Origin of the sequence: Inquilinus limosus, assembly GCF_051487185.1 — a bacterium.
GTDB lineage: Bacteria > Pseudomonadota > Alphaproteobacteria > DSM-16000 > Inquilinaceae > Inquilinus > Inquilinus limosus_F.
This window is the reverse complement of the sequence record NZ_JAHVDK010000008.1, coordinates 175299-200450: the sequence shown is the minus strand read 5'-3', so window position 1 is coordinate 200450 and position 25152 is coordinate 175299. Positions and strand designations below refer to the sequence as shown.

At 70.1% G+C, this 25152-nt stretch carries 25 protein-coding genes; 11 read left to right on the top strand and 14 right to left on the bottom strand.

Translation table 11 applies throughout. The features are described 5' to 3' along the window. Positions 1-37 precede the first annotated feature (37 nt). Entirely contained in the window at positions 38-370 is a 333-nt protein-coding gene (locus KXR53_RS11720) for a response regulator (protein WP_437375320.1), read from the bottom strand. A 175-nt stretch (positions 371-545) separates the two neighbouring features. Between KXR53_RS11720 and KXR53_RS11715 the strand changes: the two genes are divergently transcribed. Both KXR53_RS11715 and KXR53_RS11710 read left to right on the top strand, forming a co-directional pair. Then, the gene (locus KXR53_RS11715; RefSeq protein WP_437375319.1) at positions 546-905 is read left to right on the top strand and encodes a hypothetical protein; all 360 of its coding nucleotides are present in this window, start codon (positions 546-548) and stop codon (positions 903-905) included. A 98-nt stretch (positions 906-1003) separates the two neighbouring features. Next, positions 1004-1354 carry a hypothetical protein gene (locus KXR53_RS11710; protein WP_437375318.1) on the top strand — a complete coding sequence of 117 codons (351 nt, stop codon included), beginning with the start codon at positions 1004-1006 and terminating at the stop codon, positions 1352-1354. Positions 1355-1424: 70 nt separating this feature from the next. Here the strand turns inward: KXR53_RS11710 and KXR53_RS11705 are convergent, their stop codons facing one another. Beyond that, entirely contained in the window at positions 1425-2102 is a 678-nt protein-coding gene (locus KXR53_RS11705) for a protein-L-isoaspartate(D-aspartate) O-methyltransferase (protein ID WP_437375317.1), read from the bottom strand. A gap of 241 nt (positions 2103-2343) precedes the next feature. On the opposite strand from KXR53_RS11705, the gene KXR53_RS11700 reads away from it, so the two are divergent. Next, positions 2344-2913, top strand: coding sequence for an alpha-ketoglutarate-dependent dioxygenase AlkB (locus KXR53_RS11700; RefSeq protein ID WP_437375316.1), 570 nt, complete (start codon positions 2344-2346; stop codon positions 2911-2913). A 7-nt stretch (positions 2914-2920) separates the two neighbouring features. On the opposite strand, the gene mtnC is transcribed toward KXR53_RS11700, so the two are convergent. The 7 genes from mtnC to KXR53_RS11665 all read right to left on the bottom strand — a co-directional run bounded on the left by mtnC (position 2921) and on the right by KXR53_RS11665 (position 9403). Then, positions 2921-3628, bottom strand: a complete 708-nt coding sequence (mtnC, locus tag KXR53_RS11695) for an acireductone synthase (RefSeq protein ID WP_437375315.1) — start codon at positions 3626-3628, stop codon at positions 2921-2923. A gap of 9 nt (positions 3629-3637) precedes the next feature. Beyond that, on the bottom strand, positions 3638-4888 hold the full coding sequence (gene mtnK, locus KXR53_RS11690) for an S-methyl-5-thioribose kinase (protein WP_437375314.1): 1251 nt from the start codon (positions 4886-4888) through the stop codon (positions 3638-3640). Next, positions 4885-5727 carry a carbohydrate ABC transporter permease gene (locus KXR53_RS11685; protein ID WP_437375313.1) on the bottom strand — a complete coding sequence of 281 codons (843 nt, stop codon included), beginning with the start codon at positions 5725-5727 and terminating at the stop codon, positions 4885-4887. The genes mtnK and KXR53_RS11685 overlap by 4 nt, the downstream gene beginning before the upstream one ends. Beyond that, positions 5724-6674, bottom strand: a complete 951-nt coding sequence (locus tag KXR53_RS11680) for a carbohydrate ABC transporter permease (protein WP_437375312.1) — start codon at positions 6672-6674, stop codon at positions 5724-5726. Before KXR53_RS11680 ends, KXR53_RS11685 begins: the two co-directional genes overlap by 4 nt. Continuing rightward, entirely contained in the window at positions 6650-7984 is a 1335-nt protein-coding gene (locus tag KXR53_RS11675; protein ID WP_437375311.1) for an ABC transporter substrate-binding protein, read from the bottom strand. The genes KXR53_RS11680 and KXR53_RS11675 overlap by 25 nt, the downstream gene beginning before the upstream one ends. Positions 7985-8195: 211 nt before the next feature. Further along, a complete protein-coding gene (locus KXR53_RS11670; RefSeq protein WP_437375310.1) occupies positions 8196-8741 on the bottom strand; it encodes a 1,2-dihydroxy-3-keto-5-methylthiopentene dioxygenase in 546 nt (181 codons plus the stop codon). Beyond that, positions 8738-9403, bottom strand: coding sequence for a methylthioribulose 1-phosphate dehydratase (locus KXR53_RS11665; protein ID WP_437375309.1), 666 nt, complete (start codon positions 9401-9403; stop codon positions 8738-8740). Before KXR53_RS11665 ends, KXR53_RS11670 begins: the two co-directional genes overlap by 4 nt. Before the next feature lie 239 nt (positions 9404-9642). On the opposite strand from KXR53_RS11665, the gene KXR53_RS11660 reads away from it, so the two are divergent. Further along, positions 9643-11880, top strand: coding sequence for a copper-transporting P-type ATPase (locus KXR53_RS11660; protein ID WP_437375308.1), 2238 nt, complete (start codon positions 9643-9645; stop codon positions 11878-11880). Here KXR53_RS11660 and KXR53_RS11655 read toward each other — a convergent pair. Continuing rightward, positions 11780-13603: a cbb3-type cytochrome c oxidase subunit I gene (locus KXR53_RS11655; protein WP_437375307.1), complete on the bottom strand. Its 1824-nt coding sequence runs from the start codon at positions 13601-13603 to the stop codon at positions 11780-11782. The genes KXR53_RS11660 and KXR53_RS11655 overlap by 101 nt on opposite strands. A gap of 97 nt (positions 13604-13700) precedes the next feature. Further along, positions 13701-14195, bottom strand: coding sequence for a ferritin-like domain-containing protein (locus KXR53_RS11650; protein WP_437375306.1), 495 nt, complete (start codon positions 14193-14195; stop codon positions 13701-13703). A gap of 158 nt (positions 14196-14353) precedes the next feature. On the opposite strand from KXR53_RS11650, the gene KXR53_RS11645 reads away from it, so the two are divergent. Together KXR53_RS11645 and KXR53_RS11640 are read left to right on the top strand one after the other, a co-directional pair. Next, positions 14354-14971, top strand: a complete 618-nt coding sequence (locus KXR53_RS11645; RefSeq protein WP_437375305.1) for a LysE family translocator — start codon at positions 14354-14356, stop codon at positions 14969-14971. Positions 14972-15148: 177 nt separating this feature from the next. Continuing rightward, positions 15149-16060 (top strand): hypothetical protein, encoded by a 912-nt coding sequence (locus KXR53_RS11640; protein WP_437375304.1) that lies wholly within the window; start codon positions 15149-15151, stop codon positions 16058-16060. Here KXR53_RS11640 and KXR53_RS11635 read toward each other — a convergent pair. From KXR53_RS11635 to KXR53_RS11625, 3 genes are all read right to left on the bottom strand, one after another. Beyond that, positions 16057-16929, bottom strand: a complete 873-nt coding sequence (locus KXR53_RS11635; protein ID WP_437375303.1) for an ABC transporter permease — start codon at positions 16927-16929, stop codon at positions 16057-16059. The two genes, KXR53_RS11640 and KXR53_RS11635, sit on opposite strands and share 4 nt — an antisense overlap. A gap of 9 nt (positions 16930-16938) precedes the next feature. Beyond that, positions 16939-17859, bottom strand: coding sequence for an ABC transporter permease (locus tag KXR53_RS11630; protein ID WP_437375302.1), 921 nt, complete (start codon positions 17857-17859; stop codon positions 16939-16941). A 177-nt stretch (positions 17860-18036) separates the two neighbouring features. After that, positions 18037-19587 carry an ABC transporter substrate-binding protein gene (locus KXR53_RS11625; protein ID WP_437375301.1) on the bottom strand — a complete coding sequence of 517 codons (1551 nt, stop codon included), beginning with the start codon at positions 19585-19587 and terminating at the stop codon, positions 18037-18039. A 107-nt stretch (positions 19588-19694) separates the two neighbouring features. On the opposite strand from KXR53_RS11625, the gene KXR53_RS11620 reads away from it, so the two are divergent. Genes KXR53_RS11620 through KXR53_RS11600 form a run of 5 tightly spaced genes read left to right on the top strand, consistent with a single transcriptional unit; the run spans position 19695 to position 25136 of the window. After that, positions 19695-20837, top strand: coding sequence for an ROK family protein (locus KXR53_RS11620; protein WP_437375300.1), 1143 nt, complete (start codon positions 19695-19697; stop codon positions 20835-20837). A gap of 3 nt (positions 20838-20840) precedes the next feature. Then, positions 20841-22319 (top strand): M81 family metallopeptidase, encoded by a 1479-nt coding sequence (locus tag KXR53_RS11615; RefSeq protein ID WP_437375299.1) that lies wholly within the window; start codon positions 20841-20843, stop codon positions 22317-22319. Between the two features lie 26 nt (positions 22320-22345). Then, on the top strand, positions 22346-23092 hold the full coding sequence (locus KXR53_RS11610; protein WP_437375298.1) for a copper homeostasis protein CutC: 747 nt from the start codon (positions 22346-22348) through the stop codon (positions 23090-23092). Beyond that, on the top strand, positions 23092-24120 hold the full coding sequence (locus KXR53_RS11605) for an ABC transporter ATP-binding protein (RefSeq protein ID WP_437375297.1): 1029 nt from the start codon (positions 23092-23094) through the stop codon (positions 24118-24120). Before KXR53_RS11610 ends, KXR53_RS11605 begins: the two co-directional genes overlap by 1 nt. After that, a complete protein-coding gene (locus KXR53_RS11600; protein ID WP_437375296.1) occupies positions 24117-25136 on the top strand; it encodes an ABC transporter ATP-binding protein in 1020 nt (339 codons plus the stop codon). The genes KXR53_RS11605 and KXR53_RS11600 overlap by 4 nt, the downstream gene beginning before the upstream one ends. Positions 25137-25152 lie beyond the last annotated feature (16 nt).

Below are 25152 nucleotides of genomic sequence, written 5' to 3'. Positions count from 1 at the left end.
GGCTCCTTCGGCGAGATCAGCCGGCGCCGGTTCGTCGTCAGCGGACGAGTTTCGCTGCGAGCGCCTGCACCTCACCCTCCTTGAACGGCTTCTGCAGCATCGGCCGCGCGATGAATCGGTCCTCGATGAGCTCGTGCGGCTGAGAGGAGATGAAGGCGAACGGGACGTTGTGCTCCGCCAGGATGTCCGCTGCAGGGTAAACCTCGTTGCCGTGGCACAGCTCGATGTCGAGGAGCGCGGCATCCAGCCTGTCGCTCCCTGCCAGCTCCACGGCCTCACCGAGACTCGCCACCGGGCCCAGGACGCGGAATCCCGCTTCGGTCAGCGCTTCCTCCAGCAGGAGCGCGACCAGAAATTCGTCCTCGACCACGAGGACGCAAGGTTGTCGGTCAGATTTCAAGGGCAGGCTCCCAAAGTGTCGCATGTCTCGCATGGGCAACAGCCGGCGCCCGCCCTGAGTGCAAGTCACTTTATTGCGTTTGTGTCTGCTGCGTTGGGATGAAAGACGAAGAGCCCGAGAGGCACCATAGCCGAAGGACACGATCATGGCCGTGAACGAACGCAACGATGAGCTGCGTTACTCGATGAACCAGCTCGAGGCTTGGCTCGAGCGGTGGCGTGCCGGTCATGCTCCCAACCAGGCTCAGCTCGCAGTCATCAAGCGGGCCGTCGGCGAGCTGCATATCGACGAGGGGGAGGCGCATGACGACTCGGAACCATCGGCGCATCAGGAAATCGCCGATCTCCTGGCCGCGGTGGACCCGGACCACTCGCCCCGGATCGAGACGGCCGATCCCGCCGCGGTCGACTACAGCTTTCAGGAGTTCGAGCGCGACATGGAACTGCTGAGGCCCAAATACGACTATCTGAAATGGCTGGGAGGGCGACCGGCCGGTCACGCCTAGCGCTGTCGTGATCTCTCCCTTGCGGAGGGAATGTTCCCGGCTTGCCGGAACGTCTCGCGGCGGCCATGTCCTTCTGGAGACCGAACCGGAGGACAGCGATGCCCGGCACCGGGCGAGACTCCGAGCTGCGCTATGCGCTGGGCCAACTGGAGCAGTGGCTGCAGCGGTGGAAGGCCGGCCACAAGATGACGTCGCGAGAGCGGTGGAACGTCCACTTCGCGGTCCAGCAGCTCAAGGCCGACGAAGGGGCAAAGCAGGATCCGACCGTCCTGGCGAAAGCGGATTCCGCGATCGATCCCATGAAGCGGATCGACCCGGAGCTTCCCAAGGGGCCCGACGCCAGCGCCGCGCCCCAGATTGATTATTCCCTGGAGCAGTTCGAGCGCGACCTGATGCAGCTTCGGGAAAAGTTCGCTTACCTCGGCAGCACATCCGCCGGAGATGGGTGATGATCTGGCGGCCTCGCATCAGTGATGCCTCGTCCTGACATCTCCAGAGCAAATCCGCTCCCCAACCCGCTCACAGCACCGTCTCCAGCCGGCTGAAGCGCACCGGGATCGACTCCCGGGCATAGAGCGTTCCGGCCGCGTCCTTGTCGATGACCGTGAGGATCTGGGCATCGGCAGGGCCTAGCGGCATCACCAGACGGCCGCCCGGCCGCAGCTGGTCCAGCAGCGCCGTCGGTGGGCTTTCGGCCGCGGCCGTCACCATGATCTTGTCGTAGGGGGCGTGCTCGGCCCAGCCGCGGGAGCCGTCGCCGATGCGGATGCCGATATTGGACGCGCCGAGCCGGCGCAGGCGCAGCCCGGCCTCGCCGGCGAGCTCCTCGACGATCTCGACGCTCCAGACCTGGGTTGCCAGCTCCGCCAGCACCGCCGCCTGGTAGCCGAGGCCGGTGCCGACCTCCAGCACCACCTCGTCCGGCCCGGGGTCCAGCAGGTCGGTCATCAGCGCGCAGATGAAGGGCTGCGAGATCGTCTTGTCGAAGCCGATCGGCAGCGGCTGGTCGAGATAGGCGACGGTCGCGAGCTGCAGGGGAACGAAGAGGTGCCGCGGCACTCGCTCCATCGCCGCCAGCACCCGTCCGTCGAGCGTGGCTCGGCCGAGCTCGTCGCTCATCAGATCGACATGGATCGCGATCACCTCGACCATGTGCCGACGCAGGATCGCGAAATGCTCCTCACCCATCGGCTTCATGGTCGGCGGGCCTCATCCCGGTCCAACATGTCTCCGGAGTATCCCGCCGAGCGGGTGTGCAGGTCCACAAGCATGCGCGCCTCGCCTCGTCTCTTCATCCGGAGGCCTGCCAATGAAGTTGCGTCGGCCGGGGCCGAGGTGGCGGCGGCACGCCGTCGCAGCCCTCGCCCGCTGGCCTTTGCCGGAACCGCCCGCGGGTGCCATATCGATGGCGGAGCAACGACTGGGGCGAAGATCCGCCGTGCAGCCCGACCTGTTCGGCCCGCCGCCGCTCGCCGGCCTGTCCACCGCCGCGGAGATCGTCTCGGCGGAGGAGGAGCGGCAGCTGATCGCGGCGATCGATGCGGTGGAGCTGTCGCCCTTCCGCTTTCACGGCTGGGAAGGGCGGCGCCTGACCGCCAGCTTCGGCTGGCGCTACGACTTCGACGATGGCAGCTTCCGGCCGGCGGAACCGATCCCGGACTGGCTGCTGCCGCTGCGCGAGAGGATGGCCCGCTTCGCCGGGCTGGGGCCGGCGGAGCTCGCCCAGGCGCTGCTGATCCGCTACGACCCCGGCGCCGGCATCGGCTGGCACCGGGACCGGCCGGTCTTCGCGCATGTGGTCGGCGTGTCGCTCGGCGCCGCGGCGACGATGCGCTTCCGACGCCGCCGGCCGGAAGGCGGCTTCGACCGCGTCTCGCTGCCGCTGCCGCCGCGCTCCGCCTACCACCTGGCTGGCGAGGCGCGCCACGAGTGGGAGCACAGCATCCCGGAGATGGAGGCGACCCGCTGGTCGGTCACCTTCCGCAGCCTGTCCGGCCGGCGGCGCTGACGCTGCCTCAGCCGAACGCCACCAACTCCCGCAGCTGGTCGAAATCCGCCACGATCGGCGCGCCCACCTCGTTCGGCTTCACCGTGTCGTCGCGGATGATCTGGACCACATGCACGCCCGCCTGGTGCGCCGCCGCGACCTCGCGCGGATTGTCGGTCAGGAACAGGATGCGGTCCGGCGCGGCACCCAGATCGGCCGCGATCTTGGCGTAGGAGCCGGGCTCCACCTTGGCGCCGATGTCGGTGTCGTAATGCCGGCCGAAGAAGGGCCGCAGGTCGCCGCGGTTGGAATGCTGGAAGAACTCGACCTGCGCCTTGACCGAGCCGGAGGAGAAGATGTGCAGCGGCACGCCGGCCTTGTGCCAGCCCTCCAGCGCCGCATGGGCGTCGTCGTAGATGTGGCCCTGGAAGGCGCCTTCCCTGTAGCCCTCCTCCCAGACCAGCCCCTGCAGCAGCTTCAAGGGCGGCACCTTCTGGTCGGCATCCTGCCAGGCGATCAGGGCGGCGACCGGGTCCTGGCCGGGCTCGATCCGCTCCGCCGTCTCCTTCAGGGCGCGCTGCACCACCGGATGGTCCGGGTGCCGGGCGACGAAGGCCGGGATGCGCTCGCGCGCGAAGGGGTACAGCACGTCCAGCACATAGCGCTGCGAGCTGATCGTCCCCTCGATGTCGAGCAGGATCAGGTCGATCGGGTGGGTCTGATAGGTCAGGGTCATCTTGGTCTCTCAGGCCGCGCGGGTGGCGGCGACGATATCGTCTGGCGTGCGGAAGCTCTCGGGCTCCGTCAGCATGCGCCGGGCCAGCAGCACGGTGCGGCGCTCGCAGGCGGCGCGGCGGTCCGGGTCGGCGATCCGCAGGAAGTCGGCGACATGGGCGTAGCTGAATACCCGACGGATCATCTTCAGCGCGGCGAAGCCGACCATGTCGGCGAAGATCTCATCCTCCAGCGCCCGATAGTCCGGCCGCAGCAGGGCGGCCGAGCCCGGCTTCGGGAACAGGTCGTCGTGATAGGCATCGCCGCCGCCTCCCGTCTCCCATAGCCGGCGGAAGCTGTGGCTGAAACTGTCCCACAGCAGCGCCGGCTGTTCCAAGAGCCATTCGGCCATGGCGGCTCGGTCGTCGCCCGGCCCGGCATGGCCGGGCTGGGCCAGGTGGCTGATCAGGATGTTGGCGAGATAGGCGCCGAGATCGAAGCCGATCGGGCCGTAGAGGGCGAATTCCGGGTCGATCACCCGGGTGTCCGTCTCGGTCACCATGATCGCCGCGGTGTGCAGGTCGGAATGGATCAGCGCCTGGCCCACGGTCAGGAAGCGCTGGGCCAGGCGGCCGGCGGCGCGCTTCAGGGCCACATCCTCGCGGAAGCCGTAGGCCAGGTCGTCCAGCTGCGGGCTGGTCCAGGAGCTGCGCGGGTTGTCGCGATAGGCGTCCTGGAAGATCAGGTCGAGGGTGATGCGCTGCAGCTCGACCCCCGCGGCGAAGCGGGCCTGCCACTCGCGCACCCGCTCCAGGGGCTGGTGAAAGGGCGAGGTGCGGTAGCAGGCGCGGGCGACGAAGGCGCCGATATCGGCCGAGACGCGGGGGAAGCGCCGGCCCTCGATCAAGGCGTAGCGCAGCGTCTCATGCGGCGACAGCAGCTCCATCGCCAGGATCTGGCGGCCGGGGTCGTAGTGGTACAGCTTCGGCAGCGCGCCCTCGGCCAGCGGCCCGACAATGGCGAGGTAGGACTGCTCGAAGAAGGCGCGGTTGTCCGGCAGCGGCCAGCTCTCGCCGGCATGGCGGACCCAAGGCAGGGCCTGCTTCAGGCACAGCCCGCCGGCCGGGCCGCGGATCAGGAAAACGACGTTGAGGAAGCCGTCGCTGGCCTCGCGCAGGTCCCAACCCTCCGGGTCACCGCCGAGGATGGCGGCCAGGTCCGGATGGGCGGCGAGATAGGCGCGGGCGGCCGGGACGTCCAGTGGGCGAACGGTATCGGTCACTTCACGCTCCCCTCGGTCAGCCCCGCCACCAGCCAGCGCTGGGCCAGCAGGGCAATGAGATAGATCGGCGCGATCCCGACCAGCGACGCCGCGGCCATCTGGCCGAAATTCACCAGCCGGTCGCCCTGGAACAGCGAGATGCCGACGGTCAGTGTCCGGGTCTCGTCGGCGAAGGTGAAGACCGAGGCGAACAGGAACTCGTTATAGCCGAGGATGATGGTGATGATCGTGGTCGCCGCGATGCCCGGGGCGGCCAGGGGCGCGATCACCCGCGCCAGGGTCAGGAGCGGCCCGGCGCCGTCGATCGCCGCCGCGTCCTCGATCTCGCGCGGGATGCGCCGCAGGAACGGGATCAAGAGCCACAGCGCCACGGGCACGTTGGTCAGGCCGTAGACCAGAGCCAGGCCGATCACGCTGTTGAGGAGCCCGGTCGCCTTCAAGAGGAAGAAGAACGGGATCGCGGCCACGATCGGCGGCGCGACGAAGCTGCCGAAGGCGATCGAGATCAGCCGCTCTCCCGCCTTGTCCAGGCGCAGGCAGGCATAGGCCGCCGGCAGGGCGATCAGGATGGTGACGATGCCGCCCAGCACCGCGGTCAGCACCGAATTGACGATGAAACGGGTCAGCGGGGTGGCGCCGAACGCCGCTGGCCAGTTGGCCAGGGTCGGCGCCTCCGGCAGGAAGCTGCCGCTCAGCACCTGGTCCGGCGACTTGAAGGAGACCGAGAGCAGATAGGCCAGCGGCAGCAGGAAGGCCGCCGCCACCAGCACGGCGACCAGGTCGATCCAGGACCGGCGGTGCGGCGCCTCCGGCCGTGACGCATGGGCGGCGACGGTCATGAGTAGCGCGCCTCCAGCCGCTTGGCCGCGCGCGAGGCTGGCCAGACCACCAGGCTGACGAATCCTGTGAAGACCAGGGTCGCCGCGGCGGCGCGGCCGATGTCGAACTGCTCGAAGGCCAGGCGCCAGATCAGGAAGCCGGAGGTGGTGGTGTCGAAGCCTGGCCCGCCGAAGGTCAGCACATAGACCAGGTCGAACAGCTTGAAGGCCATGACCAGGCGCAGCAGGAACACGGCGGCCAACGTCGGCACCAGCAGCGGCAGGGTGATGTGTCGGAAGCGCTGCCAAGTCGTGGCGCCGTCCAGCCGCGCCGCCTCCATCACCTCCTCCGACAGGCCCTTGATCGCGGCGAAGCAGAGCAGGGCGACGAAGGGCGTCCACTGCCAGGCGTCGGCGATCACGACGGCGATGGCGGCCCAGGCGGAAGAGCCGAGGAAACTCATCGGCGCGTCGATCAGCCCGGCGGCGCGCAGCCAGCCGTTCAACAGGCCGCCATCGGCGGCGAAGATCAGCTTCCAGGCGACGCCGACCATCACCGGCGGGGTCATCAGCGGCAGCAGCGCCAGGCTGGTGAACACCCGGCCGGCGCGGACCAGCCGGTGGAACAAGAGGGCCAGCGCCAGGCCCAGCACCAGCTCGACCGCCGCCATCGGCAGGGCGAAGGCGGCGCTGCGCCACAGCGAGGCCAGGAAGGCCGGGTCGCCCAGCACCCGCGCGAAATTGGCGAGGCCGGCCCAGTCGCGCAGCGGCTTGCCGAGCGTGCTCTTGCTGAGGGAGAGGGCGACCAGCGTCACCAGCGGATAGAGCGTGGTCAGCACCAGCGTCACCACCAGCGGCGAGGCCAGGGACGCCGTCCCCAGCCGCCACCGCCGCCGCGCCGGCGCCTCCACTTGTGCCGTCTCGATGCTCTCCGCCAGGGCCATCACGAACCGATGATCGCGGTCCACTGCTCATGCGCGGCCGCGATCGCCTCCTCGGGCGACTTCTGGTCGGCCAGCACCAGCGCCAGCTCGTCGGCCAGCGCCTGCATCAGCTGCGGCGAGTCCGGGCCGTTCGGCCAGGGCAGGCCGTTCTCCAGCGCCCCGGCCAGCGCGGTCTGCACCTTCGGCGCGAAGTCCTTGTATTCCGGCGCGTTCAGGGTCGAGGTCCGGTCCGGGTCGATGCCGCTGCCGGTGGTCAGCAGCAGTCCGAGGCCCGTCTTGGCGCTGGTGGCGAACTTGATGAACTCCCAGGCGTGCTCCTGCTTCTCGGAGCCCGCGGAGATGGCGAAGGCGAAGCCGGAGTTGAGCGCCAGCCGGCTGGTCTTGTTGGAGCCGCCGACCGGGATGCGCACCGCGTCCCATTTGTCGACGATCTTCGACCCCTTCGGGTCCTGGGCGTAGACGCCGAGGTCGCTCCAGAACTCGATCATCGCGACCTTGCCCGACAGGAAGGCCGGAAGGCCTTCCTCGAACCGCGTCTCCAGCGGCGTCGGCAGGGCCGGGGGCGCGGCGTCCTTCAGCGCCTTCGCCGCCTCGACCGCCGGGCTCTCGTCGAGGGCGGAGGCGCCATCCTCCTTCAGGTAGCGGCCGCCGAAGCCGGCCAGGCGGTTGGCGTAGGACGCGCCGATGATGATCGGCGCCTTGCCGCCCAGTACCGCGGCGCCGTAGATGCCGTTGGCCTTCTCGGCCTCGGTGATCGCCGTCGACCGCTCCAGATACTCGTCCCAGGTGGTCGGCGGCTTCAGCCCGTGCCGGTCGAAGATCTCCTTGTTGTAGAACAGGAGGTGGCTGTCGCCGTCATAGGGCAGGCCCCAGCGCTTGCCGTCGGCCAGCGTGTAGGGATCGTAGATCGAGCGCAGATAGTCGTCGGGCTGAATCTCGGCGCGGTCGCGCTCGATCCATGCGGTGACGTCGACGATGATGCCGTCATCCGCCAGCGCGCCGACTCCGGTGTACCAGTAGTCGATCACGTCGAAATTGTTGGTGCCGGACTGGACGTCCAGCGTCGCCTTGGCCTGCAGTTGGTCGTAGGGCACGGCGGTGACGTTGACCTTGCCGCCGGTCAGCTTCTCCCAGGCTTCCGCCAGATACCTCCCGGCCACCACATGCGGCTGGATGATCATCAGGTTCAGGCTCTGCCCGTCGAAGCGCTTCGTCTGCGCAAAGGCGCGGCCGAGCGGCGTGCCGGACAGGCCGAGCCCGAGGGCGCCGGCGGAGGCCCCGGCCAGGAAGCGGCGGCGGCCGAACGGGAAGCTGTGGTCGCGGGAGGAGGTCATGTGGGGAGTTCCTGAAAGGCGCCGGAGCGAATGCGGATGGGCCGGTGCTGCCCCCTCACCCGAAATCGCTGCGCAATTTCGACCTCTCCCCAGGGGAGAGGTGTGGGGAGTGCGGCTCATATTCCCCTCTCCTCGGGGAGAGGGAGGGGCCCGGCCCGTCAGGGCCGGGAGGGTGAGGGGGAGGGCGGTGCCGCTCCTCCCAGCATCCGGGTTAGCCCGCGTAGAGCGGGAAGCGGCGGGCGATGGTGTCGCCGGTGAAGTTGGCGATCCACCCGTCCGGGTTCTCGAACAGGCGGATGGCGGTGAAGCGCGGCGCCGGGCCCATGTCGAACCAATGGGTGGTGCCGGCCGGCACGCTGATCAGGTCGTCCTTGGTACACACCACCTTGAACACCCGGCCGGCCCTGCGTAGGTAGAACGCGCCGGAGCCCTCGACGAAGAACCGCACCTCGTCCTCGCTGTGGGTGTGCTCGTCCAGGAACTTCTCGCGGAAGGCCTCGCGCTGCGGATGGTCCGGCTGCATCCGCACCACGTCCACCGATTTGTAGCCGCATTCCGCCTTCAGCCGGTCGATCTCCGGCTTGTAGGCCGCGATCACGGCGTCCTGGTCGGCATCGGCCGCCAGCGGCGCACTTGCCTCCCAGCGCTCGAACCGCACGCCGATGGCGTTCAGCTCGCGCGCGATCTCGGCGCCGTCCTCGGTGTCCACCAGCAGCGCCGCGGGGTTGGTCTCGTCATAGACATAGAGCCGGGTCATGGCTGCAGCCTCCGTCGCTCGAATTCGAAGCCCAGCAGGACCTCCAGCGCCTCGAGATGGCGCCGCGCCTCGGCCGGGGTGCGGCCCCAGGCGTAGAGCCCGTGACCGGCCAGGAGATAGCCCGGCACCGCCGGGGCATCGCCCAGCCGCGCCAGCACCTGCGGGCCCAGAACCGCCATGTCCTGCGAATTGGCGAAGACCGGGATGTCGACGGCGACCTCATGGGTCTTCACCCCGGCCAGCGCCTTCTGCAGCTCGAAGCCCTGGATCCGGACCGCGCCCTTGTCCTGATCGACCAGCGACAGCAGCGTCGCCGCCGGGCTGTGCACGTGGAAGATCGCGCTGATCTCCGGGAAGGCCCGGTACAAATCGACATGCAGCGGCGCCTCGGCCGAGGCGCGCGGATGCGCCGGGTCGGCCAGCGACACGGTGATGATGTCGTCCCGGGTCAGCCGGGCCTTGTCGGTGCCGGTCGCGGTGATGGCGATGCTGCCCGCGTCGATCCGGGCCGAGAAGTTGCCGCTGGTGGCCGGCACCCAGCCGCGGGCGCCGGCGAAGGCGGCGCCGTCCAGCACGGCCTGGATCGACGCCTCCTGCTCCGCCGGCTTCTGCGGCAGACGGGCGACGGGCGAGACGGGAAGGATGTCGGGTGTCGGGGCCATGATCGATCCGGGTGACGCGCTGTCCTGCATTTTGCAGATGCGGCGTGAGGAATTTTGGATAAATTCACTCCAGCCGTATATATTCTCGACCATATATGCGCATCGATCGATGTCAATTTGAATTTGTATAACATAATGTCGAGTTAAATTCCGGTCTCCGAACCGGAGGCCGACCCCGGGCCGTTGACCTTCCATCTGCTGGAAGCCCCATCTCGCTGGGACAGCGAAGGGAGCAGCCCATGGCCCATGCGCATCACGACCATCCGGCGCACCACCACCACCCCGGCCACGGCGCCGCGGCCGATGTGCCGCCCGGCACCATCTACACCTGCCCGATGCACCCGCAGATCCGCCAGCCAGGGCCGGGCAACTGCCCGATCTGCGGCATGGCGCTGGAGCCGGAGCGGGCGACGGCGGAGGCGGGGCCGAGCCCGGAGCTGGCGGACATGCGGCGGCGGTTCTGGATCGGCCTCGTCCTCACCATCCCGATCGTCGTCCTGGAAATGGGCGATCACTGGCTCGGGCTCGGCATCGCCCATGTGATCGGCACGCGAACCGCGCTATGGATCCAGCTGGTCCTGGCCACGCCGGTCGTGCTCTGGGCCGGCTGGCCGTTCTTCGTCCGCGGCTGGCAGTCGGTGGTCCGGCGCAGCCTGAACATGTTCACGCTGATCGCGCTCGGCACCGGCGTCGCCTGGCTCTACAGCCTGGTCGCGGCCCTCGCACCCGGGGTGTTCCCGGAAGGCTTCCGCGACACGGACGGCACCGTCGCGGTCTATTTCGAGCCAGCGGCGGTGATCACCGTGCTGGTGCTGCTGGGCCAGGTGCTGGAGCTGCGGGCGCGCGAGCGCACCGGCGGCGCGATCCGGGCCCTGCTCGACCTCGCGCCCAAGCTGGCGCGGCGGGTGCGCGACGACGGGTCGGACGAGGAGATCCCGCTCGAGCACGTCCATATCGGCGACCGGCTGCGCGTCCGGCCGGGCGACAAGGTGCCGGTCGACGGCGCGGTGGAGGAGGGCCGCAGCGCGGTCGACGAGAGCATGGTCACCGGCGAGGCGATGCCGGTGGAGAAGGCGCCTGGAGACAAGGTGATCGGCGGCACGGTCAACGGCACCGGCGGCTTCGTCATGCGGGCCGAGCGGGTGGGCAGCGAGACGGTGCTGGCCCGCATCGTCGAGATGGTCGGCCAGGCCCAGCGCAGCCGGGCGCCGATCCAGCGCCTGGCGGACAAGGTCTCGGCCTGGTTCGTGCCGGCCGTGGTGGTGATCGCGGTGCTGGCCTTCATCGCCTGGGCGGTGTGGGGGCCGTCGCCGGCGCTCGCCTTTGCGCTCGTGGCCGCGGTCTCGGTCGTGATCATCGCCTGCCCCTGCGCTCTTGGCCTCGCCACGCCGATGTCGATCATGGTCGGGGTCGGCCGCGGCGCCCGGCTGGGCGTGCTGATCAAGGATGCGGAGGCGCTGGAGCGGTTCGAGGCGGTCGACACGCTGGTGGTCGACAAGACCGGTACCCTGACCGAGGGCAAGCCGCGCCTGGTCCGGGTGGTCCCGGCGCCGGGGCAGGAGGAAGGCGAGCTGCTGCGCCTCGCCGCCGGCCTCGAGCGCGGCAGCGAGCATCCGCTGGCCGCGGCGATCCTGGCCGGCGCCGCCGAGCGCGGGCAGTCGCCCGCGGCGGTCGCGGACTTCCGCTCGCTGACCGGCAAGGGCGTCACGGCTCGGATCGAGGGGCGGGAGATCGCGCTCGGCAACGTCGCCCTGCTGCAGGAGCTGGGCGTCGATTCCGGCGCGATGGCGGAGGAGGCGGAGGCGCTGCGGCGCGACGGCGCCACGGTGGTGCATCTGGTGCAGGACCGCGCCGTCGCCGGCCTGGTCGCCGTGGCCGATCCGGTGAAGGAAACGACGCCGGGCGCCATCGCGGCGCTGCGAGACGCCGGGCTGCGCGTCGTCATGCTGACCGGCGACAACAAGACCACGGCGGCGGCGGTGGCCGGGCGGCTCGGCATCGACGAGGTCGAGGCCGAGGTGCTGCCCGAGGACAAGGGCGCGATCGTCCGGCGCCTGAAGGGGGAGGGGCGGGTGGTGGCGATGGCCGGCGACGGGGTGAACGACGCCCCGGCCCTGGCCGAGGCGGATGTCGGCATCGCCATGGGCACCGGCACCGACGTGGCGATCCAGAGCGCGCATGTGACGCTGGTGAAGGGCGACCTCGCCGCCATCGCCCGGGCCCGGGCGCTCAGCGGCGCGACCATGCGGAACATCCGCCAGAATCTGTTCTTCGCCTTCATCTACAACGCGGTCGGCGTGCCGGTGGCGGCGGGGGTGCTGTACCCGGCCCTCGGCCTGCTGCTGAGCCCGGAGATCGCGGCCGCGGCCATGGCGCTCAGCTCCGTCTCGGTGATCGGTAATGCGCTGCGGCTGCGGGCCGTGCGTCTCGATGCCGGGAGAGCGGAGCCGAGCGCCATCCCAGGGCGAGCAGGGTAGCGGCGATCCCCGCCGCGCCCGGCGCCGCCAGCCACCAGATGTGCCAGATCGCACCGAATCCCAGCGCCGTGGCGAAGACGCCACAAAGGAAACCGGCCGGGTTGGTCCGCGGCACCTCGCCGGCTCGGGGGCGCAGCCCGTCGCGACGCGGAACGCCGGCCGCGTCCAGGATGCTGGCGGCGAGCTGGGCCACGAGGCAGGCGCCGCCGCACAGGGCGACCGCCGTGCCGGCCGCGGCGGCGATCATCCAGGGCTGCCACGCCGCGACGTCGTAGCTCTGCAGCCGCGGCAGCATGCCGAGCCGGCCGGCCGCGGCGAGCGGCACAAAGGTGAGAAGGAGGCCGGCCAAGGTGAACCAGAAGGCGGCGCGGCCCCAGTCGTCGGCGAGCGGGAGGCCGAAGGCCCTGGGGAACCAGGCGGCATAGCCGGCGACGGCACCGAACAGGACCGCGCCGGCCAGGGCGTGGAACTGGGCCACCGCGGCCAGGCTGGCCCGCACCCCGGCATCGGTCGGCAGCATCGCCAGCAGCAGCCCGGTGATGACACCGAGCGCGAGGGTCGCCATGGCGCCGAGCGCCCACAGCAGCGGTGTGTCGAGCCGGACGCGGCCGCCCAGGATCGTGGCCAGCCAGTGATACAGCATCACGCCGATCGCGGCGGCGGCCACGGCGTCGGCCATGCCGGAGACGCCGCCGGCTCCGGCACCCGTCCACAGGGCGAGCAGGCGGTCCAGCCAGACGGCGAGGCCGGCGGCGGCGATGGCGATCACGGCCGCCACCATGGTGCGGCGGCCGGACAGCGGCCGGCCGCAGGCGGCGGCGGTCACCTCCGAAACGACGCCTAGGATGGGCAGGATCAGGATGTAGAGCTGTGGATAGGCCCAGGCCTGGACCAGCGTCGTGAAGGCCGCGATGCTGCCGCCGGCGTCCGGCGCGAAGAAGCGGAAGCCGAGGGTTCGGTCCAGCGTCAGCAGCGCCAGCGCGGTCAGCAGGGCCGGCACCGCCGCCAGGATCAGCAGCCCCGTCCCCAGCGCGGCCCAGCAGAAGACCGGCAGCGGACGGCTGCGCGCGCCCGGCACCCGCCGCCCCAGAATGGTTGCGACCAGGTTGATCCCGGCCAGCAGCAGGCCGATGCCGGCGATCTGGACCGCCCAGAGGTCATAGTCGACCCCGACCTCCGGGGCGTATTTCGGCTCGCTCAGCGGCGGCACAGGCACCCAGCCGGTGGAGGCAAACCCGCCGACCACCAGCGAGATGTTCACCAGCGTCGCCCCGGCGACCGCCAGCCAGAAGCCGACGGCGTGCAGGGCGGGGTAGGCGACGCGGCGCAGCCCGAGCCGCAGCGGCACGGCATAGGTCATCAGCCCGATGACGAAGGGCATCGCGGCAAAGACCACCATGATCGTGCCATGTGCCGAGAACACCTGGTTGTAGTGCTCGGGCGGCAGGTAGCCAGGCGCCCGGAACGCGACCGCCTGCTGCGACCGCATCATCAGCGCGTCGGCGAAGCCGCGGGCCAGCATCACCAGCGCCAGCAGCACATACATCACGCCGATCCGCCGGTGATCGAGGCTGGTGATCCAGCCGCGCCACAGATAGGGCCAATGCCCGGCCAGCACGACCCAGGCCAGGACGCCGGTGATCGCGAGGGCGGAGACGGCGGAAGCGGCCATCGAGATCGGCTGGTCGATCGGGATGGCGTCCCAGCTCAGCTTCCCGAACACGTGCACCTCCCGGCGTTCGGAGGGGCGGCGGCCGACGGCGCGGCCCCTCCGCTCAGAAGCGGCGGCCACCGGGAATCTCCGGCGGTCGCCGGGCCGGTCAGGCCGCCTTCTTGTTCAGGCTGCGCATTGCGAGCTTGTTGAGGAGCTCGTCAGTCTTCTTCTCCTCCTGCAGCGTCTGGTCGAGCAGGTCGGCCGCATCCTTCTTCCTCAGCTGCGTCGCCCAGGCCTTGAGCGTGCCGTAGCGGGTGATCTCGTAGTGCTCGACCGCCTGGGCCGCCGACAGCAGGCCGGCATCGAGGGCCTGGGTGCCCTTGAACTCGTCCATGATGTCGGTCGCTTCGGCGATGATCCCCTGAATCGCCTCACAGGGCTTGGCCTGTGGCCGCTTGCCGAAGATCTCGAACACCTGCTCCAGCCGCTGCACATGGCCGTCGGTCTGGTCGCGATGGGTCTCGAAGGCCTGGGCCAGCTCGTCCGTCTGGGTCGACTTCGCCATCTTGGTCAGGGCGCGGAGGATCTGCTTCTCCGCGTGGTACATGTCCTTCAGCGTATCGAGGAAGAGATCGTCCAGCGTCTTTTCCTTGGTCGCCATGGTCTCACCTCCGGGTTGCATACCTCGGGGCAACAGGGCCTCCGCCTCCGCTGTTCCGCTTCGTTGGCGCGATCATGGCGGGACAGCACCTCCGTCCAAGACGAGCCTACCGCCCCCGGCTAACGTCGCCCCGGCACATCACGTCTGGACAGCTCGATATGGGGACCGACATCGCGGGACTGTGGCAGCCCCTGGCGGCGCTGACGCTGGCGTCGCTGGCGGTCATGGGCACGCCCGGCCCGTCGACGATCAGCCTGACCGCGGTCGGCGCTTCCTTCGGCGTCCGCCGCTCCCTTGCTTACGCCGCCGGGCTGATCGCCGGCACGACCGCAGTGCTGCTGGCGGTGGCGGCCGGGGTGGTGGCGCTGGTGACGTCGGTGCCGCACGGCGCCCTCGTGCTCGGCGTCCTCTCCGCTGCCTATATCCTGTATCTGGCGTTCAGGATCGCCACCGCACCGCCGCTCGACCGCCGGGCGGATGCCGCGGCCGCGCCGGGCTTCCTTGGCGGCTTCCTGCTCGCCATCGCCAATCCCAAGGCCTATGTCGCCATCGCCGCGGTGTTCGCCGGCACCACCGTCTTCGCCGGGGCCCCGGGCCTGGACGCCATGGTGAAGACGGCGCTGCTCAGCGTGATGATCGTGCTGATCCACCTTTGCTGGCTGCTGGCGGGCGCGTCGCTGTCCCGCCTGCTGCGCGACCCGGTCAGCTCGCGCCGGATCAACCTGGCGCTGGCCGCCGTCCTCCTGGCGGTGACGGCGGCGACCTTCATCGCCTGACGTCGCGGCATCGGAATCCGCCTCCGGCGGAACGCAAGCGGTCGCCGCGCCATTCGCAGAATGAACGATTCTGCTTCAGGAGGCCGATATGGGCCGCGGCATTCTTCTCTGGCTTCTCGGGGTTCCGATCCCGGTGATCATCCTGATCCTGCTGCTGTTCGACTGAGGGAGGAGAAGATGGTCGACCTCACTCCCGAACCGCGCACCGCCGCTCCGGCGGTGGAGGCGGCATCGTCCGCCGTCTCCTGGGGCGCCGTCCTGGCCGGCGCGGCGGTGGCCGCCGCCGTGACCCTGGCGCTGATAGTCCTGGGAACCGGCTTCGGCCTGTCGATCGTCTCGCCCTGGCCCGGTTCCGGCGTCACCGCCGGCACTTATGCCGTGACCACCGCGGTCGGGCTGATCGTCATCCAATGGGTGGCTTCCGCCTTCGGCGGCTACATTACCGGGCGGCTCAGGACGCGCTGGGTGAACATCCACACCGACGAGGTCGCCTTCCGCGACACCGCGCACGGATTCCTCACCTGGTGCGTCTCCACCCTGTTCGTCGCCGTGGTGCTGGGCTTCGTCACCTACGGCGCCGCGTCGACCGGCGTCCAGGCCACGGCGACGGTCGCATCCGGGGCGGCGCAGGGGGCGGCTGCATCCGCCCCGGCGGCCGCGCCCGCCGACCCGACCGGCTATGCCATCGACCTGCTGTTCCGGCCCGCGCCCAACGCTCCGACACCGGCCGGCGGTGCCGGCGATCCGCGGCCGGAAGTGGCGCGGATCCTGGCCAACGCCGCTGCGACCGGCAGTCTACCGCCGGCCGACAGGACCTACCTGGCCCAGCTGGCGGCGCAGCGCACCGGCCTCAGCCAGGCCGATGCCGAGAAGCGGGTGGACGAGATGATGGCCCAGGTCGACGCCGCGGCGACGAAAGCGCGCGAGACAGCGGATGCCGCCCGCAAGGCCGGGCTGTCGACCGCCTTCGCCGCCTTCCTGTCGCTGCTGATCGGCGCCTTCATCGCCGCGGTCAGCGCCTCGCTCGGCGGCCATCTGCGCGACGACCGCCTGCGGTCGCTTGATCGGGTCGAGCAGCTTCCCGGCTAGCGCCGCGGATCCAGCAGGTCGCGCAGCCCGTCGCCGAACAGGTTGAAGCCCAGCACCGAGAAGGTGATGGCAAGGCCGGGGAACAGTGACAGGTAGAGGTTCACGCCGAGGAAGTTGCGCCCGTCGCTCATCATCGCGCCCCATTCCGGCGTCGGCGGCTGGGCGCCGAGGCCGAGAAAGCTGAGGCTGGCCGCGGTCAGCACCACCGTGCCTGCGGTCAGCGTCGCCTGCACGATGATCGGCCCCAGCGCGTTGCGCAGGATGTGGCGGAACAGGATGCGCCAGAGGCCGGCGCCCAGCGCCCGCGCCGCCTCGGTGTACTCCACCTGCTTCAGCGCCAGCGCCAGGTTGCGGGCCAGGCGGCCATAGACCGGGATCGAGAAGATGGCGATCGCGATCATCAGGTTGACGAGGCCGGTGCCGAGGATGCTGACGATCAGGATCGCCAGCACCACGCCCGGGAAGGCGAACAGGATGTCCATCAGCCAGATGATCACCTGGTCGATCCGGCCGCCGAAATAGCCGGCCAGGAGGCCGAGCGGGATGCCGACCGCCAGCGCGATGCCGACGCCGAGCGCGATCTCCAAGAGCGACAGCCGGGCGCCGTAGAGGATGCGGGAATAGAGATCGCGGCCGTACTGGTCGGTGCCGAACAAGTGCTCGGCCGAAGGCGGCCGCAGCGCTGTGGCCAGCGATTGCTGCGTCGGGTCATGGGTGGCCAGCAGCGGCGCCAGGAGGCCGGCGAGCACCAGCAGCAGCACCATGGCACCGCCGATCGTCAGGTTTTTGTGCCGGCGCAGGATGCGGCCCAGCCGCTTCGCCCGGGACGGGGCGGCCGGAAGATCGTCGCTGTCGGCGAGGCTGGTCACGGCACGGTCCTAGTCGAAGCGGATACGGGGGTTGATCGCGGCGATCAGCAGATCGGCCAGGAAGTTGACCACCACCACCGACACCACGGTCAGCAGCGTCACGCCCTGGATGATCGGATAGTCGCGATAGCGCACGGCGTCGACCAGCAGGCGGCCGATGCCGGGCCAGTTGAACACGGATTCGGTGACCACGGCGCCGCCCAGGAGGCCGCCGAAGTTCAGCCCGACGATGGTGACGATCGGGATCAGCGCGTTGCGCAGCGCGTGCTTGCGGTAGATCACCCGGGGGCCGAGGCCCTTGGCCCGCGCGGTGCGGATATAGTCCTGGCCGATCACCTCCAGCATGCTCGACCGGGTCATGCGCGCGATCAGCGCGGCCGGCAGCAGGCCGAGAGCGATCGACGGCATGACGTAGTTCTGCCAGCCTCCCGCGCCCAGCAGCGGCAGCCACTTCAGCTGCACCGCCAGCAGGTTCATCATCATCAGCGCCAGCCAGAAATTGGCGATCGAAGCGCCGCCGATCGCGGCGACCATCACCGCATGATCGGGCCAGGCGTTGCGGTAGACCGCGGCCAGCATCCCGGCCGCGACCCCGATCAGGATGGCGGCGGCGTAGCTGACCACGGCCAGCGACAGGGTGTAGGAGAAGCGCTCGGCGACCTCGTCGATCACCGGCTTCTTCGACTTGATCGACTCGCCGAAATCGCCCTGCACGGCGCGGCTCAGGAACAGCCCGTACTGCACCAGGAAGGGCTGGTCGAGGCCGAGCCGGGCGCGCATGCCGTCGACCGCGTCCTCGGTCGCCTGCGGCCCGGCCATGATCCGCGCCGGGTCGCCGGGCAGAAGGCGCACGGCGCCGAAGATCAGGAAGGACACGCCGAGCAGGATCAGCGGCAGCGCCACCAGCTTGCGGGTGAGATAGGCTTTCATCGGGTGGTCGACCCGCTGCCACCCACACCATGCGGTGCCGACCCCCTCACCCTCCCGCCGCCTTCGGCGTCGGGCCCCTCCCCGAGGAGAGGGGTTTTCTCACCTCTCCCCAGGGGAGAGGTCGGAAATCCGCAGGATTTCCGGGTGAGGGGGTGGCTCCGGCCCATCCGTATCGCCCTACGCCTTCGTCGCCCGTTCCGGGATCACCTCGCCGCCGGGCATCAGCCAGGCGCCCTTGACCTCGGCGCGGGCGGCGGCGAGGTCGTTCGGGTAGTACAGCAGCACATGCGCCGCATCCTGGACGATGATGCGCTGCGCCTTGGCGTAGAGCGTCTTGCGCTCGGCGTCGTCGGTCGACGACCCGGCCTTGTTCAGGATCTCATCCAGCTCGGGGTTGCTGTAGAAGCCGAGATTGGCGCTCTTCGGCGACCAGCTGTCGGTATGGTACAGCGGCTTCAGCTGCAGGTCGGCGTCGAAGGTGCCGGTCGACCACGACGCGATGACCGCGTGCACGCCCTGGGCAGCTTTCTGCTCCGGCGTGCCGAAGGCGGCAGCGGTCCATACCCCACTCTCCATCTTCTGGATGTTCAGCGTGATCCCGGCCTGGGCCCACATGCCCTGCAGGATCTCGGCGATCGCCGCCTCCGGCTCCTGCACCGCGACATTGATGGTGATGCCGTCGGCATGGCCGGCCTCGGCCAGCAGCGACTTGGCCTTGGCGACATCCAGGCCATAGCCCTCGACCGTCGGGTCGTAGCCGAACACGGCGGGCGACAGCGGCGAGGTCGCCGGCTTGCCGTAGCCGTAGAGCAGGTTGCTGACGAGGCCGTCCCGGTCGGTGGCGTAGTTCAGGGCCTGGCGGACGCGAACATCATCGAGCGGCGCCAGCTTACAGTTCAGCGACACCCAGAACACCGCGGTCGGGTTGCCCTCCATCAGCACGAGCTCGGAGTTCGCTTTGATCGGCGCGGCGAAGACCGGCGGCAGCGGCGCCACCACATCGGCGTCGCCGGTCTGCACCGCCATGTTCATGACCGCGGCTTCCTGGGTCCAGATCCACTTCAGCGTCTTGGTCGGGGCCTTGTCGCCCCAGTAATCGGGATTCGCTTCCGAGAGCACGTATTCGCCCGATTTGTACTCGGCCAGCTTGTACGGCCCGGTGCCGACCGCGGCACGGCCCAGCGTGCCAGCCTTCTCGGCCTTCGGGCTGACGATCGAGGCCGATGCCACGGCCATCAGCTTGAGGAAGGCGGGGTAGGGGCGCTTCAGGGTGAAGCGGACGGTGTCGGCATCCAGCGCCTTGACCTCGGCCAGGATGGCGCGGAAGCGGCCGCTGGCGGCCAGGCCGCGCTTCTCGTCCATGTGCCGGGCGAAGCTGGCGATCACCGCGTCGGCGTTGCAGGGCTCGCCGTCGTGGAACTTGACGCCCTGGCGCAGGGTGAAGGTCCAGGCCGTGCCGGTGGCGTCGCCCTCCCACTTCGTGGCCAGGACCGGCACCAGCTCCATCTTGTCGTTGTAGCCGGTCAGGCCCTCATACATCGGCTCCAGGATCGCGGCGGTGTAGGTCGCGGTCTGGTCCGCCGAATCCATGCTGCGCGGCCCCTCGGTCTGCATGATCACGATCTGTGAGGCGTCGGCGGCGAAGGCGCCACGGCCGCGCAGCAAGGCTGCGAGGCCCAGGGACCCGCCCAGGGCCAGCGCGCCACGCCGGTCGATCACAAGGGTCATGTCCGTCTCCCGTTGGTTGGAATCGGTCCGGGTATCCGCCGATTTTGTTAGATTGATGAAGCCTGTGGCTTGATTAAATTCAATTCCTAAACTAACTGTCAAGACGCATGGCCAATCCAACGAAACGCTCCCTGCTCGAAGCCGTCGCCGATCACGGGCCGCTCAGCCGGTCCGAGCTCGCGCTCCTGACCGGGCTCAGCAAGGCGGCGATCACGGGGCTAAGCCGGGAGCTGATCGAGGACGGCGCGCTGGAGGAGAGCGAGGTGGCCTCGGCGCCGTCGCGCCAGGGCCGGCCGTCGATCCTGCTGCGGCTGAACCCGCACCATGGCTATTTCATCGGCGCCTCGATCGTGGAGGAGCCGGTGACGATGGTGCTGACCGACCTGCAGGGGGCGGTGCTGGGCCAGCGCACCGCAACGTGGTCGAACGACCCGCAGCGCATAGCCGGAACCATCCGCGATACCGTGCCGCGCCTTTTGGGCGAGGCGGGCGTTCCGGCCGACCGGCTGCGCGGCATCGGCGTCGCCCTGTCCGGCCTAGTTAACAACGACCAGGATCGCTGCCTGCACTCCGCCAATCTTGGCTGGATCGACCTGTCGGTGGCGGCGATGGTGCAGCAGGCGACCGGCGTGCCGACCTTCCTGGAGAATGACGCCAACGCCGTCGCCACCGGCGAGCGGCTGTACGGCCAGGCGCGCGACTACCGCACCTTCACCACCGTCACCTTCGGCGACAGCATCGGCTGCGCCCATTACGTCGACGGCGCGCTCTACCGCGGCCATGGCGGCGGCGCCGGCGAGATCGCGCATTGCACGATCGAGCCGGGCGGGCTGCCCTGCCGCTGCGGCAAGCGCGGCTGCCTCGACACCGTGGCGCCGGGCCAGGCAATCCTGGCCCAGGCGCGGGCGCGCGGCCTCAAGGCCTCGACCACGGCACAGGTCGAGGCGCTGGCGGCCCAGGGCAACGCCGAGGCGATCGCCATCCTGCACCGGGCCGGCGGCGCGTTGGGCCTCACCATCGCCCATGTGATCCAGGTCAACGACCCGGAATTCGTGCTGATCGTCGATGTCGAAGGCACGATGGGGCCGCTGTTCCGCACCGTCACCCGCCAGGCGATCGAGGCCAATGTGCTGCCGCGCCTCGCCGCCTCCACCACCATCCGGTTCCACCACGCCACCCGCGCCCTGTGGGCCCGTGGCGCCGCCAGCATCGCCGCCCACCGGTTCCTGACCCGCGCCGAAGAAGGTTGACGAATGGCATCTCCCCCGTGCATTGCCCCCCTTCGCATTGCGGTGGGCGGCATCCACACCGAATGCAGCACCTACAGCCCGGTCCTGGCGACCGAGGCGGATTTCCGCGTGCTGCGCGGCGGCGCCCTGACCGCCGACCCGTCCTTCGCCCTGCTGCGCGACTACGACGCCACTTTCCTGCCGACCCTGCACGCCCGCGCCATCCCCGGCGGCCCGGTCGCCCGTGCCACCTACGAGGCGTTCAAGGCCGAGTTCCTGGACCGGCTCAAGGCGCTCGGGCCGATCGACGGCCTTTACCTCGCCATGCACGGCGCCATGTTCGTCGAGGGCATGGAGGACGCCGAGGGCGACTGGATCACCGCCGCCCGCGCGGTGGTGGGGCCGGACTGCCCGATCGCCGCCAGCTACGACCTGCACGGCAATGTCAGCCAGCGCATCATCGACGCTCTCGACATGTTCTCGACCTACCGCACCGCGCCGCATATCGATGTGGAGGAGACCAAGCGCCGGGCCTGCGCCATGCTGATGCGCCGGCTGACCGAAGGCGTGAAGCCGCTGCTGATGTGGGTCCCGGTGCCGGTGCTGTGGCCGGGCGAGCGCACCAGCACGGTGGACGAGCCGGCGAAGTCGCTCTATGCGCAGCTGCCGGCGGTGGACGCGCTCGACGGCATCCTCGATGCCTCGATGATGGTCGGCTATGTCTGGGCTGACGAGCCGCGGGCGACCGCCGCGGTCATCATCACCGGCACCGACCCGGCGGTGATGGAGCGCGAGGGCGCGTGCCTGGCCCAGGCCTATTGGGACGCGCGCGACGATTTCGTCTTCGGCAGCCGCACCGGCACGGTGGAGGAGTGCGTCGGCTGGGCCGTCGCCTCGCAGACCCGGCCGGTGATCCTGGCCGATTCCGGCGACAACCCGACCGGCGGCGGCGTCGGCGACCGCGCCGACCTGCTGCGGGCGCTGCTGGCGCGCGACGCGCAGGACGTGCTGATCGCCGGCATCGCCGACCGCCCGGCCACCGATTCCTGCTTCGCCGCCGGCACCGGCGCCCGGCTGCGCCTCAACATCGGCGCGACGCTCGACGCCAAGGGCAGCGTGCCGGTCGAGGCGGAGGCCGAGGTGCTGTTCCTCGATGCCGGTGATAATCCCGCCGCCCGCCAGGCCCTGGTCCGGATCGGCGGCATCCGCGTGGTGCTGACGGCGCGGCGCCGGCCGTTCCACAACGTTGCGGATTTCACCCGGCTGGGCGTGCACCCGGCCGAAGTGGCGATCCTGGTGGTCAAGTCCGGCTATCTGTCGCCGGAGCTGGCGCCGATCGCCAACCCGAACCTGATGGCGCTGTCGCCCGGCGTGGTCGACCAGGATGTCGAGCACCTGCCGCGCCACCGCACCCGCCGCCCGACCTTCCCCTTCGACCGCGACTTCGACTGGCGGCCGCAGCCCATCTGGTCCGCCCGGTCGCTGAAGGCCCTCTGCCGATGATCCTTCCTGTTGCGAAAGACCTGTCTATGACCATCCCCGTGATCGAGATCTGCGTCGAAGGCCTGGACGGGTTCCTGGCGGCCCAAGAAGGCGGGGCCGACCGGGTTGAGCTCTGCGCCAGCCTGATCGAGGGCGGGCTGACCCCCAGCATCGGCACCATCCTCGAGGTGAAGGCCCGCGCCCGCATCCCCTTCCATGTCATCATCCGGCCGCGCGGCGGCGACTTCCTGTACAGCGGCACCGAATTCGCCAGCATGCTGGCCGATGTGAAGGCGTTGCGGGAGCTCGGCGTGCCCGGCATCGTCATTGGCTGCCTGACCCCGGACGGCCGGATCGACGAGGACCGCACGGCGCAGCTGGTGCGCGAGGCCCGGCCGATGTCCGTCACCTTCCACCGCGCCTTCGACATGACCCGCGACCCGGAGGAGGCGCTGGAGGCGCTGATTCGCTGCGGCGTCGACCGGGTGCTGACCTCGGGCCAGCGGCCGAACGCGATAGCGGGCCTCGCAATCCTGAAGCGGGCGGTGGAGCAGGCCGGCAACCGCATCGTGATCATGGGCTGCGGCGACCTGGACGAGGCCAATATCGCCGAGGTCCGGCGCGCCGCCGGGCTGAAGGAGCTGCATTTCGCGGCGCTGCGGCAGGAGCCGAGTGGCATGGCCTTCCGCAACCCCGATATCGGCATGGGCGGAACGGAGCTGGAGCGCGAATACACCAACACCGTGACCGATCCGGAGCGGGTGCGGGCCACCATCCGCGCCGCGCGCGCCTGATGGCAGCGGCCGGGCCAGACGCCGACACCATCCTGTCGGTGACCGATCTCCGGACCTGGTTCGACACCGAGGACGGGCCGATCCGCTCGGTCGACGGCGTCACCTTCCACATCCGCCGTGGCGAGACCCTGGCGCTGGTCGGCGAATCCGGATCGGGCAAGAGCGTCACCAGCCTGTCGCTGATGCGTCTGATCCCGACCCCGCCCGGTCGCATCGCCGGCGGCGAGATGCTGTTCACCGGCCGCGACGGGCGCCGGCGCGACCTGGCGCGGCTGTCGGAGGCGGAGATGCGCCGCATCCGCGGCAACGACATCGCCATGGTGTTCCAGGAGCCGATGACCAGCCTGAACCCGGTCTATCCGGTCGGCGACCAGATCGCCGAGGCGGTGGTGCTGCATCAGGGGCTGGGCCGGCGCGAGGCGATGGATACCGCGGCGAAGATGCTGGAGCTGGTCGGCATCCCGGCCGCCCGCCGGCGCCTCAAAGATTATCCGCACCAGATGTCGGGCGGCATGCGCCAGCGGGTCATGATCGCCATGGCGCTGTGCTGCCGCCCGGCCCTGCTGATCGCGGATGAGCCGACCACGGCGCTGGATGTCACCATCCAGGCCCAGATCCTGGATCTGATGCGGCGGCTGCAGGCCGAGATCGGCATGTCGATCCTGTTCATCACCCACAATCTTGGCGTGGTGGCGGAGATGGCCGACCGCGTCGCTGTGATGTATGGCGGACGGGTGGTGGAGGAGGGCGGCGTGGTCGAGATCTTCAAATCGCCGCGCCACCCCTACACCATCAGTCTCCTGAACAGCGTGCCGCGCACTGACTATGCGGCTCTGGACCGCGGAGAGATGCCCCGGCTGGAGGCGATCCCCGGCAATGTGCCGAGCCCGCGCAAGCTGCCGCCCGGCTGCGCCTTCGCGCCGCGCTGCCGCCACGCGGTCGAGGCCTGCGCCGCCGCCGTGCCGCCGCTGGTCGACACCAGCGGCGGACACATGTCGCGCTGCCTGCGCTGGAGCGAGCTGGCATGAGTGCCGTCGTCGCGGATCGTCCCAGCCCCATCGCCCTGCCGGCGCCGGGGCAGAGGCTGCTGGAGGTCGAGGGGTTGCGCACCTGGTTCCCGGTCGGCGGCGGGCTGTTCGGGAAGAAGGGCCAGCATGTCCGCGCGGTCGAGGACGTGTCCTTTTCCCTGAAACGCGGCGAGGTGGTCGGGCTCGTCGGCGAATCCGGCTCGGGCAAGACCACGGTCGGCCGGTCGATCCTGCGCCTGACCGAGCCGACGGCCGGGTCGGTGCGCTTCGCCGGCACCGATATCCTGAAGCTCTCCCGCTCGGCCTTCCAGTCCTATCGGCGGGAGATGCAGATCGTCTTCCAGGACCCCTATGCCAGCCTGAACCCGCGGATGACGGTGGGCGAGATCGTCGGCGAGGCGCTGGCCATCCATGGCCTGGCGCGCGGCCGGCAGCGCCCGGAGCGGATTGCGGAGCTGCTGAGCCGGGTGGGGCTGCGGCCTGACGCGATCACCCGGTACCCGCACGAATTCTCGGGCGGCCAGCGCCAGCGCATCGGCATCGCCCGGGCCCTGGCGGTGGAGCCCAGCTTCATCGTGGCGGACGAGCCGGTCTCAGCCCTCGACGTCTCGATCCAGGCCCAGGTGGTCAATCTGATCCAGGACCTGCAGCGCGACCTGGGCCTGACCATGCTGTTCATCGCCCACGACCTTTCGGTGGTCGAATATCTCTGCGACCGGGTGATCGTGATGTATCTCGGCCGGATCATGGAATCGGCGCCGGCCCGGTCGCTCTACACCGCGCCGCGCCACCCCTACACCCGCGCGCTGCTCTCCGCCGCGCCGGTGCCGGACCCGACGGTGCGGCGCGAGCGCATCCTGCTGCAGGGCGACATCCCGAGCCCGATCAATCCCCCCAGCGGCTGCGTCTTCCGCACCCGCTGCCCGCACGCGGTCCCGGACTGCGCCACGGCGGTGCCGCCGCTGCGCGAGGTGGCGTCCGGCCATGCCAAGGCGTGCATCCGGGACGACCTCTAGGGACCCTCCCCGGCCG

Excerpts from the sequence above, each read along its gene's own strand:
- KXR53_RS11715 (WP_437375319.1), top strand. The coding sequence starts at position 546 with ATGGCCGTGAACGAACGCAACGATGAGCTGCGTTACTCGATGAACCAG.
- KXR53_RS11710 (WP_437375318.1), top strand. The coding sequence starts at position 1,004 with ATGCCCGGCACCGGGCGAGACTCCGAGCTGCGCTATGCGCTGGGCCAA.
- KXR53_RS11705 (WP_437375317.1), bottom strand. The coding sequence starts at position 2,102 with ATGAAGCCGATGGGTGAGGAGCATTTCGCGATCCTGCGTCGGCACATG.
- mtnC (WP_437375315.1), bottom strand. The coding sequence starts at position 3,628 with ATGACCCTGACCTATCAGACCCACCCGATCGACCTGATCCTGCTCGAC.
- KXR53_RS11685 (WP_437375313.1), bottom strand. The coding sequence starts at position 5,727 with ATGACCGTCGCCGCCCATGCGTCACGGCCGGAGGCGCCGCACCGCCGG.
- KXR53_RS11675 (WP_437375311.1), bottom strand. The coding sequence starts at position 7,984 with ATGACCTCCTCCCGCGACCACAGCTTCCCGTTCGGCCGCCGCCGCTTC.
- KXR53_RS11670 (WP_437375310.1), bottom strand. The coding sequence starts at position 8,741 with ATGACCCGGCTCTATGTCTATGACGAGACCAACCCCGCGGCGCTGCTG.
- KXR53_RS11665 (WP_437375309.1), bottom strand. The coding sequence starts at position 9,403 with ATGGCCCCGACACCCGACATCCTTCCCGTCTCGCCCGTCGCCCGTCTG.
- KXR53_RS11660 (WP_437375308.1), top strand. The coding sequence starts at position 9,643 with ATGGCCCATGCGCATCACGACCATCCGGCGCACCACCACCACCCCGGC.
- KXR53_RS11650 (WP_437375306.1), bottom strand. The coding sequence starts at position 14,195 with ATGGCGACCAAGGAAAAGACGCTGGACGATCTCTTCCTCGATACGCTG.
- KXR53_RS11645 (WP_437375305.1), top strand. The coding sequence starts at position 14,354 with ATGGGGACCGACATCGCGGGACTGTGGCAGCCCCTGGCGGCGCTGACG.
- KXR53_RS11640 (WP_437375304.1), top strand. The coding sequence starts at position 15,149 with ATGGTCGACCTCACTCCCGAACCGCGCACCGCCGCTCCGGCGGTGGAG.
- KXR53_RS11630 (WP_437375302.1), bottom strand. The coding sequence starts at position 17,859 with ATGAAAGCCTATCTCACCCGCAAGCTGGTGGCGCTGCCGCTGATCCTG.
- KXR53_RS11625 (WP_437375301.1), bottom strand. The coding sequence starts at position 19,587 with ATGACCCTTGTGATCGACCGGCGTGGCGCGCTGGCCCTGGGCGGGTCC.
- KXR53_RS11620 (WP_437375300.1), top strand. The coding sequence starts at position 19,695 with ATGGCCAATCCAACGAAACGCTCCCTGCTCGAAGCCGTCGCCGATCAC.
- KXR53_RS11615 (WP_437375299.1), top strand. The coding sequence starts at position 20,841 with ATGGCATCTCCCCCGTGCATTGCCCCCCTTCGCATTGCGGTGGGCGGC.
- KXR53_RS11610 (WP_437375298.1), top strand. The coding sequence starts at position 22,346 with ATGACCATCCCCGTGATCGAGATCTGCGTCGAAGGCCTGGACGGGTTC.
- KXR53_RS11605 (WP_437375297.1), top strand. The coding sequence starts at position 23,092 with ATGGCAGCGGCCGGGCCAGACGCCGACACCATCCTGTCGGTGACCGAT.
- KXR53_RS11600 (WP_437375296.1), top strand. The coding sequence starts at position 24,117 with ATGAGTGCCGTCGTCGCGGATCGTCCCAGCCCCATCGCCCTGCCGGCG.